Source organism: Sphingobium chungangianum, from assembly GCF_977014255.1.
In genome coordinates this window covers 1,264,763-1,279,254 of record NZ_CDRNIV010000006.1, presented here as the reverse complement: position 1 = coordinate 1,279,254, position 14,492 = coordinate 1,264,763, and the positions used below count along the sequence as shown (strand labels likewise).

The following is a 14,492-nucleotide window of genomic DNA, read 5'->3' as shown; positions in this document are numbered from 1 at the left end:
TTAGACGCCCGTGATCCGGATACCCGAACCCGGGACTTTATATTTACGATTCAGCGCGATGAGGACGGAGGTCAGGCCTTCCGCCACGACGGAGTTGCAGAGCGGCCCCGCGTTCCAGGCGCGTAGGCCGATTTCCTGCGCCAGCGCCACTACCTGATCAGCGGCGGCAGGGTCGTCAGCGCAAACCAGAACGTCGCATTCCACATCTTCGTCCAGCTTGGTGAGATGATGGGCGCTGATATTCTGGAAGGCGGACACGACGCGAACGCCCTCGCCCAGCATCTTTTGCACAGCTTCCACCGCCGATCCGCCATTGGGAAGCTGTACGCGGCTCACCTTGGGCGGCATTAGGGGGACGGTGACGTCGATGAGTATCTTGCCTGCCAAGGCCGTTGCGACCTCTTGCACGGTGGACTGCTGCGCGGCGTAGGGGACGGCTAGAACGACGATCTCACCCTGCGCGGCGGCCTCTGCATTGGGGGCGCCGGTGACGCGGTTGTCACCAAGCACCTCGTTCATCTGCGCAGCGGCTTCCATTGCTCGCTCGGCCGTGCGGCTGCCGATGATAACCCTGTGCCCCTTGTGCGCCCAACGCAGCGCGAGCCCGCCGCCTTCCTTGCCGGTTCCGCCCAGCACGGCGATCGTCGCCAGTTGTTCATTATGCATCAGACATACTCTCCAATATTCACGGCGCGGTTTTGGGCGCCATTTGATCTTTTTGTCGTCCCATCCTTGGGCAAGGCTCGCAGGTCCACGGTCCAGTAGCGTGGGGAAGATTTGGCTGAAAGTCGTTGTCTCTGCCCCGTGAACCGGAAGCAGAAGTTTAAGCTGCTATCGCCTTTGCGCTATGGGGAACAGGGATCGCATCCACGCCGCGTTCAGCGATGTCCTTCAGAAGCGTCTCTACATCCTTGCGGGCGTTGCCTTTCAGCGCGCCTGAGAGGCAGCCCAGATAGCTGCTAACAAGCCGGACGATGACTTCGTCGTCAGCGATGCGGCCCTGCGCCCATTCGTTGATCGTCGCGAATTCGAACCGCACCAGATCATCGACAAGCTTATCGACATCGACCCATGGCTGGAGCTGCTTCTTCGCTTCAAGCGCTGCGATCCAGCTGCGATTATGATGGACGGCGGGCGCGTGGATGGCGGTCCAGATATCGTGATCGACATCGGAACTGAAATAGAGGGACATGACCGCCTTAACGTAATTCCGCAGCTTTGCGTTACGTTGAAGGACCGAAATCATGCGTTCGATATTATGCTCCATCGTGCCAGGGGCGCTGACATAGGAGAGATTGCTCACATACTCGTCGAAATATTCCTGGATCGCCGCCGCGATCATCCGTTCTCGGGTCTGGAACGCATTATAGAGTGTTCGCTTGGCAACGCCCGCGCGGTGCCCAATCTCGTTCATGCTGAAGGCGGCGATGCCCTGTTCAGCGATTACTTTTCGCGTTTCTTGCAGAATGCGCTTGCGCCGTTCGATGATGGCGGGGCTGGAATAGGTTTGCGGACGATCACCTACATCCTTCAGCATCGGCTTACCCTTGACGGTCAATCTCGTGCCTCATTCTGTGCATTTCATCCCCCGCTGCCTAGCATAGCGGGAATGCATGAAGGCGCAAATTTCGGTTTGCGTGGATGCGAGATGAAGCGGATCTCATCGGCTCAGGCCTTGCTTGTCGCAATCGCTGCCCGCACGCCATCCCGCAGTTCCCGGCGGATCGGATAGTTGTTCGACGGCAGATGTTGCGTCATCAGCAGCCCGATCATTTTTTCCATCGGGTCGATGAAGAAGAAGGTGGAGAATAGGCCTCCCCAAAAATATTCTCCGGTCGCAAGGTCAGTGGCCAAGCCCAGCCCGAAGCCTACCCCCGCATAATCCGCCTCGCTGAACAAGGACAAGGAATGGCGGGCAAGATCGCCCTCGCCTGGAAGGTGATTTGCATGCATGGCGGCTACGGTCTGCGGTTTGAGCAAGCGCGTCCCGTCCAGCTCACCGCCCCGCAACAGCATCCGGGCAAAACGGTGATAGTCGTCCGCGGTCGATATGAGACCGCCTCCGCCGGAGCGCAGCTTCAAACTTCGCCGCCAACCGCTGCGCGCGCCACGATCGTAGAGCGACAGGCCGCCGTCGGGACGCAGCTGCCATGCGTCGGTCATCCGCTCTACCTTGTCGCCGGGCAGCTCGAAAAACGTGTCGGTCATCCCGAGTGGACGGAAAATGCGCTGAGTGAAGAAGCTGTCCAGATCAAGGCCGCTCAGCCGTTCGACCACCACGCCCAGAACGTCGGTCGCGACCGAGTAATTCCAGCGCTCACCGGGAGAAAATTCCAGAGGTAGCTGGGACAATGCCGCTATGAAGTCGTCGGAAGTGCGCTTCTGCTGAAACTCGTCGAGCCCGAGCCGACGATATTCGGCGTCGATCATCGTCTGCCGCTGGAGGCCGTAGGTCAGCCCAGACGTATGGCGGAGCAGATCGATCATTCGCATCGGCTGCTTTAAGGGCGTCCGATCCAATCCCACGAAGAGACTGGCAAATTCCGGCAGGACATCCGTCACGGGATCGTCCAGCGAGACCAGCCCCTGTTCGACCAGCATCATGAAAGCGACCGATGTGACCGGCTTCGTCATGGATGCAATCCGGAACAGCGAGTCTTTCTCAAGCACTTCCTGGCTGGCGCGTGCGACGCCACTGACATGCGACAGCAGAACGCGCTCGTCGCGCGAGACAAGCAGACGCAAATGAGGCAGCTTGCCGGTCGCTACATATTTTTCGTGCAGCGATGTGGCGAGCAGATCCAACTTCTCCGGATTCATGCCCGTCGCCGTCGCTGCCCTTACGTCAACCTGCGTGGTCGCCTGCATCCCGCCTCCGGTCACTCACCCGATTTGCGCTAGAGCAGTGGCGCTTTGAGAACAATCCCGGCGGCGACTATTCGCTTGTCCATTGCCAAAGACCTGTGGAGCCATCTATTTCAGGCGCCCTCACCTGCACTGGACCTACAACGGCATGGCCAGCGGCCTATCTGCGATATTTCTGGCGAACCGGGGCGCGCTGCTGCGCTTCCTGCGCGCGCGTGGCGCGGGGGATGATGCAGAAGACCTGCTTCAGGACATGTGGATGAAGCTGGAAGCGAGGGATGTTGGTCCGGTCGCTGACCCCCTGCCCTATCTGTATCGTGCGGCCAACAATCTGATGCTGGACCGTTATCGTTCCAGCACGCGCAGGGGAAAGCGGGAGCAGGATTGGGCGGAGAGCGCTGGCGGCGTCATGGCCGATCCGGGCGAGGACATGGCCGTTGATGAGCGGTTGATCCTGGCCGAGATCGTGGAGAACGCGCAGGAGGTGCTGCGCGACCTGGGGCCACGCGTCGAACTGGTGTTTCGTCGATTTCGGATCGAAGGCGTCGGACAGCGGAGGATCGCCGAGGAATTGGGGGTCAGCCTGACGACCGTGGAGAAGGATTTACAGAAGGCTTACCGCGCGCTGACCATCCTCAAGCAGAGGCTGGATACGGAATGACCTGCGCGGCGGCGTCTCGCCCGGTAAGGGGCAATATATGACCGGGGCGAATGCCATGCTTCATGAGGAGGCGCTCGGATGGGTCATCCGAACGCGCGATCCCGATTTTGCGGAATGGGATGCCTTCACCGTCTGGCTGGAGGCTGATCCGGCGCATGCAAAGGCCTATGATGCCGTGATGGTGGCTGATGCCGGACTGGGTGCGATCATGGCGGCAGCCCCCCAAGCCACGCCTGCCCCCGCAAATGATCCGGGGACGCCGGGATCGCGGCCGGGACGATGGATTGCAGCAGGTGCGATAGCCGCTGCAATCGTGGCGGCCGTCTCCATCGGCAACTGGACGAGGAGCGACATCTATACCGTAACCACCCGTCCGGGTGAGGTGCGCAACATCGTCCTGGACGACGGCACGCGCATAGATCTGAACGGTGGTTCGACGTTGCGCCTCGATCATGAGAATGATCGCTTCGCCGCGCTCGATGGCGGCGAGGCCGCCTTTACCGTCCACCACGACAGCGGTGATCCATTCCGGGTAACCGTGGGCAAAGCCGTGTTCGAGGATGCAGGCACCATCTTCAACATCGTCCATAGCGGCAATGCGACACGGATCGGCGTTGCGGAGGGCAAGGTGATCTTCGATCCGCAAGGGCAGGCTATTGCCCTGCCCGCAGGCCGAGGGTTGTCCAGCGACGCAACCGGCGTCCGCCTTATGACCATCGCGCCCGATAGCGTGGCAAGCTGGCGCGAGGGGCGGCTGAGTTACGATAATATGCCGGTGGCGCAGATCAGCGCGGACATCGCACGATCGCTGGGAGTGAAGCTGGATACGACGCCTGCGGCAGGCGGCACGCGGTTTACGGGGACGATCGGGCTGGACCGGAACTTGCCGCGTTTTTTCGCAGCGGCCGCCCCGCTCATGGGTCTTTCGGCCGTGCGGCAAGATGACGGATGGCTGCTGAAGGAAAAGGATGGCTCGATCCGCTGACGTCCTTATCGTCACTGCCGTAGCCGTTGCAGCCACATCCCCGGCGAACGCTGCGGACAGGCAGATGATCAGCATCGCCCCGTCCCGGCTGGGCGAAGCTGTCGTCGTGCTTGGCCGTCAGACGGGCGCCTCTATCGGCATGTCGGACCAGTCGCTCGCAGGGCTTGCCTCGCCTGCGATCGAAGGCCGTTTGTCGGTTGAGACGGCCCTGCGCCGACTCCTGCGCGGGACCAATGCTCGTGCCGAGCGGATAAACGCCAGCACATGGCGCATCGTCCGCGCGCCTGTGACGCCTGCGCCGGCCGTTGCCGCCCGCGCCAGGTCAGCAATTCCCGAGCCGCCGCCGTCCGCCGAGATCGTCGTCACCGCCTCCAAGCGCGACGTCCCGTTGCCCCGCTATCCCGGCGTCGTGGAAGCCCTGGACTATGCCTCGCTCACCAGCGCAGAAGCTGCGGCTGGCACCGCAACTCTGCTGAGCCGTGTCGCCAGCCTGAGTTCCACCCATGCGGGTCCGGGCCGTAACAAGCTGTTCCTGCGCGCGATCGCCGATTCTGCCATCGCTGGTCCGACGCAGGCGACCACAGGGCAATATCTTAGCGAAATGCGCCTCAACTATGCGGCGCCTGATCCTGACCTGCGCCTCTATGACATGCAGGGCGTCGAAGTATTGGAAGGGCCGCAGGGCACGCTGTACGGTGCGGGCTCGCTAGGCGGGATCATCCGTTTCGTGCCCAATCCGCCCAATCTGGCCCGGATCGGCGGGCAGCTGTCCACCGGACTAAGCTTCACTCAGCATGGCGATCCGGGCGGTGATGTTTCTGCAACGTTGAACGTCCCGGTCATCCCGGAACGGCTGGCGCTGCGTGTTGTCGGCTACGGCGTCCGGGAGGGCGGCTATATCGATGACCTCCAGCGCCGACGCAATGACGTCAATCGGACGGATATATATGGTGGCCGCGCCGCCCTGCGTTTTGCGCCCAATGAGGATTGGGTGATTGATCTCACGGGGCTCTACCAGCGGATCAACGGGGATGATGCGCAATATGCGGATCGGGCGGCGGGTCCCCTCGACAGGAGGTCCAGTTTGGCGCAACCGTCATCCTCCGATTATGCGCTCGGCAATTTGCGGATCGAGAGGCAATGGGATGATCTGCGCTTCGTGTCGTCGACCGGCTATGTCCGTAACAGTCTGACCGAAAGCTATGACGCGACGCAGCCCTCCACGCCGCCTGCGCTCTTCACCCAGCATAATCGGGTTTCCATCTTTTCGACGGAAAACCGCCTGACGCGGGACAGGGAAAATGGCCTCGGCTGGGTCGTCGGCCTCTCCTATCTGGAAAGCGTATCGCGATTGAGCCGGTCGCTGGCTTCCTTCGGCCCCGGCTTCGTGGAGGATGAGATCATTCCCGGCGTCCCGCTATACGGCAGCGGCACTCCGGCAGTCGCAACGGGGGTTCGCAATCGCATCCGGGAAGCGACGATATTTGGCGAGACGTCCTTTGAACCCGTGGCAGGGCTGGTCGCCACACTGGGCGGTCGGTTGACGAACAGCAGCCTGTCAGGCGAGGCAGTCGATCCCGTCGCGCTGCTTGCCAGTGCCGATATCGCGCGAGCAGAAGCAGAGGCGAAGCGACATGAGACGATCTTCCTGCCGTCCCTTTCCCTGCTGAGCGATGCGATTCCGGGCCTGACCCTCTATGCCCGCTATCAGCAGGGGTTTCGGCCGGGCGGGCTGGCGGTGGATGACCAGCATGTGAGGCGGTTCAGCAACGACCGGGCATCGACGCTGGAGTTCGGCTTTCGCAAGGGCGTCTCCGGCGGCGAACTGGTCGCGATCAGCGGGAATTTCGCCTATACGGACTGGCGCGATATTCAGGCGGATGTGATCGACAGGATCGGCCTGCCAGCAACGGCCAATATTGGTGACGGCCGCATCTTCACCGTCGAAGGCCGCATCATTGTACGGCCGCTCCCGACGCTGAGCATCGATGGCAGTTTTATTTATAATGACAGTCGGCTCAAAAGGGCCACGCCCTATGTGCAGGCGCTGGTGGCCGCAGACAAGTCGATGACTTTGCCCAATGTCGCCAACCTCGGCGCCCGGATCGCGATTGATTATCGAGCCCGGTTGAGCGGCGATATGACCCTGCACCTGAACGGGTCCGCCAGATATGTCGGCAAGTCGCGGCTGGGCGTTGGTCCTGTCCTTGGGCGCGACCAGGGCGATTATGTCGATACGGCAATCAGCGCGAGCGTTTCGCGTGGGCCGCTGCAACTTTCACTGTCGCTCAGCAATCTGCTGGACAGCCACGGCAATCGCTTTTCGCTGGGCACGCCGTTTAATCTGCGCGGCGACTATGTGACGCCGATGCGCCCACGGACGATAAGGGTTGGAATGGACTTCGCTTTTTGACGCGAGCGGTTACGGGAAAGTTCCTGTGGTGCCGTCATGCCAGTGAACGCTGGCGGGCGCGCCCCCTCCTTGCTCGCCAGACCAGCCATGAGGCCGTCTTGCCCCCCGGGACAGCCTTATGGACGGGACGCCGCTTGCTCCTCAGGCGGCGTCCCATTCATTCACGGGTGGACGGCAAAATCGAAAATCCGTGCCGAGCCCGTGCCGTTGCCCCACATGCCCGGGCCAGCGCCCGCGCTCACCGAATAGAGGAAGCCATATTCGCCCGCGGGCAGGTCCGATGAGGGCGTCACCTTGAACACTCCGGGCGTCACCTGTTCATAGTCGAAGGGGATGCGGTCCTTGTCCATCACCCCTGCCTTGGCCCCTGCCAGATTCATGCTGCCCACGCGTGTTTCGCGACGATCCTTCTTCACCTCGAACCGGATGAGGCTGAATTCATTGGGGGAGGTGATGGCGCTTGCCGGACCCGACAGCCACAAAGAGCCGCCGGACTGGGAAAGGCCGCGCGTCGCCTCATCGAAGTAGAAATAGAATGTCGGGCGCGATCGACCGGTGCGGACCCGCGCGGTGATGTTCGGGATGACCGCCTTGATGCTGAGTGAAGCGATACCGCCGGTAAAGGCATAGCCCAATATGCCGCCGGTCTTGCTCTGGTTCGATGTCGTGGGATCGATCCGCGCCATGCGCGCGTCGGTTGCCAGATAGACGCCGGATGGGTGCGGGACCAGTGGGTCAGGCGAGTCAGCGGAGAAAACGGCCTTGGACGAAACCGCGCCTTCAGCGCCGGATTGGATCATGGCGGCAATGACCGGGCCGGGCACGCCCCGCTTTTTCAAGGCGATCAGATCGTCGGTCGACAGAGCGTAATGACCGGCGGATGCCCTGATCTTGGCGATCACGGCGTCATCGCCCAACCCCGCCTGAACGAGCGACACGACCATGTCGTTGGTCAGCGTTTCGGCCTGCACACTCAGCGGCGCGCAGGCCGCCAACAGCGCAAGTCCCGCAATCAGCCCGCGTAGCTTCATGTCTTACCCCCTGTGGAAGGAAGCGCCCCCGCTTCCGCTTTCCATTCAGGGGTTTAGACAGTGCGCTTCGATTTACGCAAGCGCCTTGCGGACGAGGTCATTGACGACCTGGGGATTGGCCTTGCCCTGCATGGCTTTCATCGTCTGGCCGACGAAGAAGCCGAACAAGGCTTCCTTGCCCGCCTTATATTGTTCAACCTTGTCGCCATTGTCGGCAAGGACCTTGGCCACGGCAGCTTCGATGGCGCCGGTGTCGCTGGTCTGCTTCAGGCCCTTTTCCTCAACGATCTTCGGCGCGCGATCGCCGGTTTCCAGCATGATCTCGAATACCTGCTTGGCGATGGTGCCGCTGATCGTGCCATCGGCGACGAGCGCGAGCAGTTCCGCGCCCTCTTCGGGGCCGACCGGACTGTCCTCAAGGCTCTTCCCGAGGCGGTTGAGCGCGCCATATAGCTCGGACAGCAGCCAGTTGGCCGAAGCCTTGGCGACCTCGCCCTCGCTCTTCTTCTGGATGCGCGCGGCTTCGGCCAGCAAGGCTTCGAACCAGCGCGCCGTGTCGGCGTCAGCGGTCAGCGTGGCGGCATTGTAAGCCGAAAGACCCAGTTGCTCCTCATAGCGGCTGCGTTTTGCATCCGGCAGTTCGGGCAAGGACTGGCGGCATTCCTCCAGGAAGGCGTCTTCCAGTTCCAGCGGCAGAAGGTCCGGGTCCGGGAAGTAGCGATAGTCATGCGCATCTTCCTTGGACCGCATGGACCGCGTTTCATTCTTGTCCGGATCGTAGAGGCGCGTTTCCTGAACGACCTTGCCGCCCGCTTCCAGCACATCGACCTGACGGTTGGCCTCATATTCCACCACCGCCATGACGAAGCGGACGGAGTTGACGTTCTTCGTTTCGGTTCGCGTGCCGAACTCATGGCCGGGCTTGCGCACCGACACGTTGACGTCGGCGCGCATCGAACCCTGATCCATATTGCCATCGCACGAGCCAACATAACGAAGGATCGTGCGGAGCTTCGACAGATAGGCGCCAGCCTCGGCCGGTGAGCGCATGTCGGGCTTCGACACGATCTCCATCAGCGCGACGCCCGAGCGGTTGAGGTCGACATAGGAGCGCGTCGGGTGCTGGTCGTGCATCAGCTTACCCGCATCCTGCTCGACATGGATGCGTTCGATGCCGATCCGCTTGGTCGCGGCGTCGGGGTTCTTCTCATCGAGATTGATCTCGATCTCGCCTTCGCCGACCAGCGGGTGGTAAAGCTGGCTTATCTGATAGCCCTGCGGCAAGTCGGCGTAGAAGTAGTTCTTGCGATCGAAGCGCGACCATTTGTTGATCTTTGCATTGATCGCCATGCCGGTGCGCACCGCCTGACGGATGCACTCGCGATTGGGCACGGGCAGCATGCCCGGCATCGCCGCGTCAACCAGCGACACCTGCGTGTTGGGTTCCGCGCCGAATGCCGTCGCCGCGCCGGAAAAGAGCTTCGCCTGGCTCGTCACCTGCGCATGGACTTCGAGGCCGATCACGACCTCCCACTCGCCGGTTGCGCCCTGAATGCGGTATGCTGTCTCGGTCATCTTCTACACCGTCATCCCAGCGGAAGCTGGGATCTTTCTCGTATGTTGTTCAACCTCGCCTGAGATGCCAGCCTACGCTGGCATGACGAGTTTGATTACCACCACTTTTCCGGCCGGGCCGTGAAGCCCGCGCGTTCCTCGATCGCGAGGCCTGCGTTCAGCACGGTCTGCTCGTCCAATGCCTTGCCGATGATCTGGAGACCCAGCGGCAACCCCTGCGAAGTCCAGTCCGCCCGGCACCGCCATGGCCGGCAGACCGGCCAGCGAGGCAGGCACGGTGAAGACGTCGTTCAGATACATGGCGAGCGGATCGGCCTGCTTCTCCCCCAGCGCGAAAGAGGCGCTCGGCGCGGTCGGCGTCAGCAGCAGGTCGCACTTCTCGAAAGCCTGTTCGAAGTCGCGCGCGATCAGCGCCCGCACCTTCTGCGCCTGCGTATAATAGGCGTCGTAGAAGCCCGCAGACAGCACATAGGTGCCGATCATGATGCGGCGCTTGACCTCCGACCCGAAGCCCAAGGCGCGGGTGGCGGCATACATGTCCTGGAGGCCCGCCCCATCGGGAAGGTCGCGCTGACCGTAGCGTACGCCGTCATAGCGGGCGAGGTTCGAGGAAGCCTCGGCAGGTGCGATGATATAATAGGTCGGCAGCGCATATTTGGTGTGGGGAAGCGATACCTCCACGACCTCGGCGCCTGCGTCCTTTAGCCACTCGATGCCCAGATCCCACATGGCGGAGATTTCCGCATTCAGGCCATCGGGGCGATATTCCTTGGGGATGCCGACCTTCTTGCCCTTGAGACTGCTCGTGAGGTTGGCTTCCCACTGCGGCACGGCCAGATCGAGCGAGGTCGAATCCTTGGGATCGAAGCCCGCCATCGTTTCCAGCAGGATCGCATTGTCGCGCACCGTCCGCGCCATCGGCCCGGCCTGATCCAGTGAGGAGGCAAAGGCCACGATGCCCCAGCGCGAACAACGGCCATAGGTCGGCTTGATACCGCTGATGCCGGTGAAGGCGGCAGGCTGACGGATCGACCCGCCTGTATCTGTGCCGGTCGCCGCCGGGCACAGCCGCGCGGAGATCGCCGCCGAGGAGCCGCCTGACGATCCACCTGGCGCCAGCGCGGCATTGTCGCCGCCGCCCCGCCGCCAGGGCGAGATCACATTGCCGAAATAGCTGGTCTCGTTGGATGAACCCATGGCGAACTGGTCGAGGTTGAGCTTGCCCAGCATCCCCGCGCCCGCATCCCACAGCTTTTGGGAGACGGTGGATTCATAGGTCGGCTTGAACCCTTCCAGCATGTGGCTGGCGGCGGTCGTCTGCACGCCTTCGGTGCAGAACAGGTCCTTCATGCCGATCGGCACGCCCGACAGCGGCTTGAGCGCTTCGCCCGCAGCCTTTGCCTTGTCGGCGGCATCGGCGGATGCCAGCGCCTTTTCCGGCGTTTCCACGATGAAGGCGTTCAGTGCCTTGGCCGCAGCGACATTGGCGTTGAACGCTTCGGCCACTTCGCGCGCGGAGAAGTCGCCCGCGCGGAAACCGTCGCGGATTTCGGCTACTGTAAGATCGGTAAGATCAGTCAAACTCTTTCCCCGGTCGGACTGAGCCTTTCGAAGCCCAGTCCTTTCTTGAAGAGAAGTAGAGCCCTTCGACAAGCGCAGGGCGAACGGAATAACAGATGTTATTCAATGACTTTGGGCACGGCGAAGAAGCCATGTTCGGCTTGCGGAGCATTCGCCAGCACCTTGTCGCGAACATTGCCGTCGGTCACGGCGTCCTCACGCAGGCGCAGCTTGTTGGGGATGACGGCGGTCATCGGCTCGACGCCGGTCACATCCACCTCGCCCAACTGTTCCACCCAGCCGAGGATGTTGTTGAGTTCAGGCACCATCGCCTCGGCTTCGGCTTCGGTCACCGAAATGCGCGAAAGGCTGGCAATCTTCTTTACGGTCTGAAGGTCTATCGACATGGGCCGCCGCTACCACCCGCTCACGTCCGCTTCAAGTCCGCACTTGCGCATGAGGGGTGCCTGCGCCAGACAGGCGCCGTTCGACGCAGGCCATGGGGGTCCTGGCGATCGGCGGAGAGCAAAGCATTGGCCCGCAAGTTCCTCTATGTCGTCGCCAGCCTTATCGTGCTGGTCCTTGCGGCATTGCTGGTTTACCGCATCTGGGGGATGCAGCTGATCCGCACGGTCATGGTGCCGCGAGAAGCCTTTACCCCGATCGCCCCGCTTCCGGCCAATGCCTATGATAATCCCAAGATGTGGATCGCCCGGCCAGACATCGCGCAAGGCAATCCGGCTTTGTGGAAACCCGCCGGACAGAAGGATGAAGCGGTCACCCAAAAGGCGGCTGTCTTCTTCATCCATCCGACCTCCTACATCACCGCTTTCGGCGGCGCGCATTGGAACATGCGGCTGGACGACAAGGATGCGCTGACGACTGCCCGTCGTTTCGTGCAGGGACAGGCGAGCGCCTTCAACGCGATCGGCGATGTCTGGGTGCCCCGCTATCGGCAGGCCAATTATGGCGCATTCCTAACCGACAAGCCTGCTGGCGAACAGGCTCTGGCGGCCGCCTATCGCGATGTGCGCCTGGCCTTTGCGGCGTTTCTGAAGGCGAACCCGACAGGTCCGCTGATCCTTGCAGGGCACAGCCAAGGGTCGCGCCACCTGCTCCAGTTGCTGCGCGATCAGGTTGCGGGGACGCCTGTCGCTTCCCGCATCGTGGCCGTTTATGCCGTTGGCTGGCCGGTATCCGTGGAGGCGGATTTGCCCGCCCTCGGCCTGCCCGCATGCGCGCGGCGCGATCAGGCTCAGTGCATTGTCAGCTGGCAAAGCTATGCCGAGCCTGCTGATCCGGCTCCGATGGTGGAAAGTTTCGAGCGCTTGCGCGGTTTTACGGGCCGCCCTCGCAAGGGAACGCATATGCTCTGCACCAATCCCATCATCGGCACTTTCAACGGGGCCGCTCCGGCGAGTGCCAATCTGGGTACGATCGACAGCCGGGATGAAAGCAAAGCGCCGCGCCTGCTGAAGGGCGTAGTTCCAGCACGGTGCGACGCGAGCGGCATATTGATGATCGGGGAGCCGGTGGACATGGGGCCGTTCACGCTGCCGGGCAATAATTATCACGTCTATGACTATGGCTTGTTCTGGGGTGATGTCCGGGAAGATGCGCGCCAGCGGCTGGCGAGTTTCCTGAAGAGATGAGCACGCTGCTCACCACCGACCGCGCGGCCTTCCGCGAGGTACTGCCGTACGGCGGCCGCCTGCTCGGCATGGATGTCGGCACGAAAACGATCGGGCTTGCCTTGTGCGACGCGGGTTGGTCCATCGCGAGTCCGGCGCACACGGTGGCACGTGGGAAGTTCAGCAAGGACAAGGTCGCGCTCGCCGCTTTCATGGAGCAGCAGCAGGTGAAGGGCGTCGTCATCGGCCTCCCACTCAATCTCGATGGCAGCGAGAGTCCGCGCAGCCAGGCAAGCCGTGCCTTTGCCCGCAATATCGCGGATCTGAATTTGCCGATTTTGTTGTGGGACGAACGCTGGTCGACGCAGGCGGTTACGCGCACCTTGCTGGAAGCAGATGCGAGCCGTGCGCGGCGGGGCGAGTTGGTCGACAAGCTGGCCGCGAGCTACATTCTGCAAGGGGCGATCGACGGGTTGATGGCCGGGTTCTGACAGCCGTTCCGGTGAAGAACTATCCCTCGAAAGCCGAGATGATGGGACAAGGCCCCTCATCGGATGCGTGACATGCACTGGCGAGCCGCCTTAGCGAATCGCGCGCCGCCTGGAGTTCGGCGATCTTCACGTCCAGTGCAGCTAATTGCCCCGCCGCCAGTTCCCTGGCACGCGCCCTGTCTTGTCCGGCATCCAGTCGCAGAAGCTCGCCAATCTGGTCCAGCGTGAACCCCGCCGCCTGCGCCGAGCGTATGAACTTCAAACGTCGCACATCCTGATCATCATAACGACGGACGCCGCGCGTCAGTCCGCTGCCGTCCCGATCCGGCGTCTCCAGTAATCCGCGCCGCTGATAGAAGCGCACGGTCTCCACGCCCACGCCACCAGCGCGCGCCAGACCAGAAATTGTCATCGCCATGCTTGACTCCGGACCATGGTACGGAACCCATATGGGGCGCAGAATGATAGTGTCCAAGAGAAAGCGATGAGATGACGAGCGCAACAGCAACGACCGCCTTGCCGCGAACGGCTGTCCTCTATCGGATGGTGATGCCCGGCCATGTTTGCCCCTATGGCCTCAAGGCGCGCTCGTTATTGCGGCACAGGGGTTACGACGTGGAGGATCACTGGCTCACGAGCCGCGAAGAAACGGAGGCGTTCAAACAGGCGCATGACGTCAAGACGACGCCGCAAATCTTCATCGATGGCGAACGGGTCGGTGGCCATGACGATCTCCGCCGGTTCTTTGGCTTGGCCGTCGCTGATCCGTCAGCCCCCAGCTATGTCCCAGTCCTCGCTGTCTTTGGGGTCGGCGCGCTGTTGGCGCTCGCGATCAGTTGGCTGACCGCGATCCCGCTGATCAGTGTCATGACCGTCGAAAGTTTCATTGCTGTCACGATGATGCTGCTCGCGATGCTGAAGCTGCAGGATGTGGACCGGTTCGCCACCATGTTCCTGAACTACGACCTGCTTGCCCGCCAATATGTGCCTTATGGGAAGGCTTATCCGTTTCTGGAGCTTGGCGCAGGCGTGCTGATGTTGACCGGCATTCTGCCTTGGCTTTCCATCCCCGTCGCGCTGTTCATTGGCGGCATCGGCGCGGTATCAGTGTTCAAGGCCGTCTATATCGACAAGCGGGAACTGAAATGCGCGTGCGTCGGCGGCGGCAGCAACGTACCGTTGGGGTTCGTCTCCCTGACGGAAAACATCATGATGGTTGCGATGGCGCTGTGGATGCTTGTTCGTATCTGACCTCAGATGCCATCCCAACCGCTGTCGGA

General features: G+C 62.1%; 13 protein-coding genes and 1 pseudogene. 6 read left to right on the top strand and 8 right to left on the bottom strand.

Annotated features, from left to right (window positions below; translation table 11 throughout):
• From npdG to ACWNC0_RS13410, 3 genes are all read right to left on the bottom strand, one after another.
• The gene (gene npdG / locus ACWNC0_RS13420; RefSeq protein ID WP_449472212.1) at positions 1–666 is read right to left on the bottom strand and encodes an NADPH-dependent F420 reductase; all 666 of its coding nucleotides are present in this window, start codon (positions 664–666) and stop codon (positions 1–3) included.
• Positions 667–823: 157 nt separating this feature from the next.
• Positions 824–1,558, bottom strand: coding sequence for a TetR/AcrR family transcriptional regulator (locus ACWNC0_RS13415; RefSeq protein WP_449472211.1), 735 nt, complete (start codon positions 1,556–1,558; stop codon positions 824–826).
• Between the two features lie 110 nt (positions 1,559–1,668).
• On the bottom strand, positions 1,669–2,868 hold the full coding sequence (locus ACWNC0_RS13410; protein ID WP_449472209.1) for a serine hydrolase domain-containing protein: 1,200 nt from the start codon (positions 2,866–2,868) through the stop codon (positions 1,669–1,671).
• Between the two features lie 145 nt (positions 2,869–3,013).
• Between ACWNC0_RS13410 and ACWNC0_RS13405 the strand changes: the two genes are divergently transcribed.
• The 3 genes from ACWNC0_RS13405 to ACWNC0_RS13395 are packed head-to-tail and all read left to right on the top strand — an operon-like array spanning position 3,014 to position 6,924.
• Entirely contained in the window at positions 3,014–3,526 is a 513-nt protein-coding gene (locus ACWNC0_RS13405; protein WP_449472207.1) for an RNA polymerase sigma factor, read from the top strand.
• Positions 3,527–3,581: 55 nt separating this feature from the next.
• A complete protein-coding gene (locus ACWNC0_RS13400; RefSeq protein WP_449474616.1) occupies positions 3,582–4,511 on the top strand; it encodes a FecR family protein in 930 nt (309 codons plus the stop codon).
• Positions 4,495–6,924 (top strand): TonB-dependent receptor domain-containing protein, encoded by a 2,430-nt coding sequence (locus tag ACWNC0_RS13395; protein ID WP_449472205.1) that lies wholly within the window; start codon positions 4,495–4,497, stop codon positions 6,922–6,924. Before ACWNC0_RS13400 ends, ACWNC0_RS13395 begins: the two co-directional genes overlap by 17 nt.
• A 161-nt stretch (positions 6,925–7,085) precedes the next feature.
• Here ACWNC0_RS13395 and ACWNC0_RS13390 read toward each other — a convergent pair whose 3' ends face one another.
• The 4 genes and pseudogenes from ACWNC0_RS13390 to gatC form a co-directional block, all read right to left on the bottom strand.
• Complete coding sequence (locus tag ACWNC0_RS13390; RefSeq protein ID WP_449472204.1) at positions 7,086–7,955, bottom strand: hypothetical protein; 870 nt, start codon at positions 7,953–7,955, stop codon at positions 7,086–7,088.
• A 72-nt stretch (positions 7,956–8,027) separates the two neighbouring features.
• Positions 8,028–9,530: an Asp-tRNA(Asn)/Glu-tRNA(Gln) amidotransferase subunit GatB gene (gene gatB, locus ACWNC0_RS13385; protein ID WP_449472202.1), complete on the bottom strand. Its 1,503-nt coding sequence runs from the start codon at positions 9,528–9,530 to the stop codon at positions 8,028–8,030.
• A gap of 95 nt (positions 9,531–9,625) precedes the next feature.
• A pseudogene (gatA, locus tag ACWNC0_RS13380) lies at positions 9,626–11,111 on the bottom strand (Asp-tRNA(Asn)/Glu-tRNA(Gln) amidotransferase subunit GatA).
• A 98-nt stretch (positions 11,112–11,209) separates the two neighbouring features.
• Positions 11,210–11,497: an Asp-tRNA(Asn)/Glu-tRNA(Gln) amidotransferase subunit GatC gene (gene gatC, locus ACWNC0_RS13375; RefSeq protein ID WP_196226230.1), complete on the bottom strand. Its 288-nt coding sequence runs from the start codon at positions 11,495–11,497 to the stop codon at positions 11,210–11,212.
• Between the two features lie 126 nt (positions 11,498–11,623).
• Between gatC and ACWNC0_RS13370 the strand changes: the two genes are divergently transcribed.
• Both ACWNC0_RS13370 and ruvX read left to right on the top strand, forming a co-directional pair.
• Entirely contained in the window at positions 11,624–12,742 is a 1,119-nt protein-coding gene (locus ACWNC0_RS13370; protein ID WP_449472199.1) for a DUF3089 domain-containing protein, read from the top strand.
• Positions 12,739–13,212 (top strand): Holliday junction resolvase RuvX, encoded by a 474-nt coding sequence (gene ruvX / locus ACWNC0_RS13365; protein ID WP_449472197.1) that lies wholly within the window; start codon positions 12,739–12,741, stop codon positions 13,210–13,212. The genes ACWNC0_RS13370 and ruvX overlap by 4 nt, the downstream gene beginning before the upstream one ends.
• A 19-nt stretch (positions 13,213–13,231) precedes the next feature.
• Here ruvX and ACWNC0_RS13360 read toward each other — a convergent pair whose 3' ends face one another.
• Entirely contained in the window at positions 13,232–13,630 is a 399-nt protein-coding gene (locus tag ACWNC0_RS13360) for a MerR family transcriptional regulator (protein WP_449472196.1), read from the bottom strand.
• Between the two features lie 71 nt (positions 13,631–13,701).
• Between ACWNC0_RS13360 and ACWNC0_RS13355 the strand changes: the two genes are divergently transcribed.
• On the top strand, positions 13,702–14,463 hold the full coding sequence (locus ACWNC0_RS13355) for a MauE/DoxX family redox-associated membrane protein (RefSeq protein ID WP_449472195.1): 762 nt from the start codon (positions 13,702–13,704) through the stop codon (positions 14,461–14,463).
• Positions 14,464–14,492 lie beyond the last annotated feature (29 nt).

Excerpts from the sequence above, each read along its gene's own strand:
- ruvX (WP_449472197.1), top strand. The coding sequence starts at position 12,739 with ATGAGCACGCTGCTCACCACCGACCGCGCGGCCTTCCGCGAGGTACTG.
- npdG (WP_449472212.1), bottom strand. The coding sequence starts at position 666 with ATGCATAATGAACAACTGGCGACGATCGCCGTGCTGGGCGGAACCGGC.
- ACWNC0_RS13395 (WP_449472205.1), top strand. The coding sequence starts at position 4,495 with ATGGCTCGATCCGCTGACGTCCTTATCGTCACTGCCGTAGCCGTTGCA.
- gatB (WP_449472202.1), bottom strand. The coding sequence starts at position 9,530 with ATGACCGAGACAGCATACCGCATTCAGGGCGCAACCGGCGAGTGGGAG.
- ACWNC0_RS13355 (WP_449472195.1), top strand. The coding sequence starts at position 13,702 with ATGACGAGCGCAACAGCAACGACCGCCTTGCCGCGAACGGCTGTCCTC.
- ACWNC0_RS13390 (WP_449472204.1), bottom strand. The coding sequence starts at position 7,955 with ATGAAGCTACGCGGGCTGATTGCGGGACTTGCGCTGTTGGCGGCCTGC.
- ACWNC0_RS13405 (WP_449472207.1), top strand. The coding sequence starts at position 3,014 with ATGGCCAGCGGCCTATCTGCGATATTTCTGGCGAACCGGGGCGCGCTG.
- ACWNC0_RS13400 (WP_449474616.1), top strand. The coding sequence starts at position 3,582 with ATGCTTCATGAGGAGGCGCTCGGATGGGTCATCCGAACGCGCGATCCC.
- ACWNC0_RS13360 (WP_449472196.1), bottom strand. The coding sequence starts at position 13,630 with ATGGCGATGACAATTTCTGGTCTGGCGCGCGCTGGTGGCGTGGGCGTG.
- gatC (WP_196226230.1), bottom strand. The coding sequence starts at position 11,497 with ATGTCGATAGACCTTCAGACCGTAAAGAAGATTGCCAGCCTTTCGCGC.
- ACWNC0_RS13410 (WP_449472209.1), bottom strand. The coding sequence starts at position 2,868 with ATGCAGGCGACCACGCAGGTTGACGTAAGGGCAGCGACGGCGACGGGC.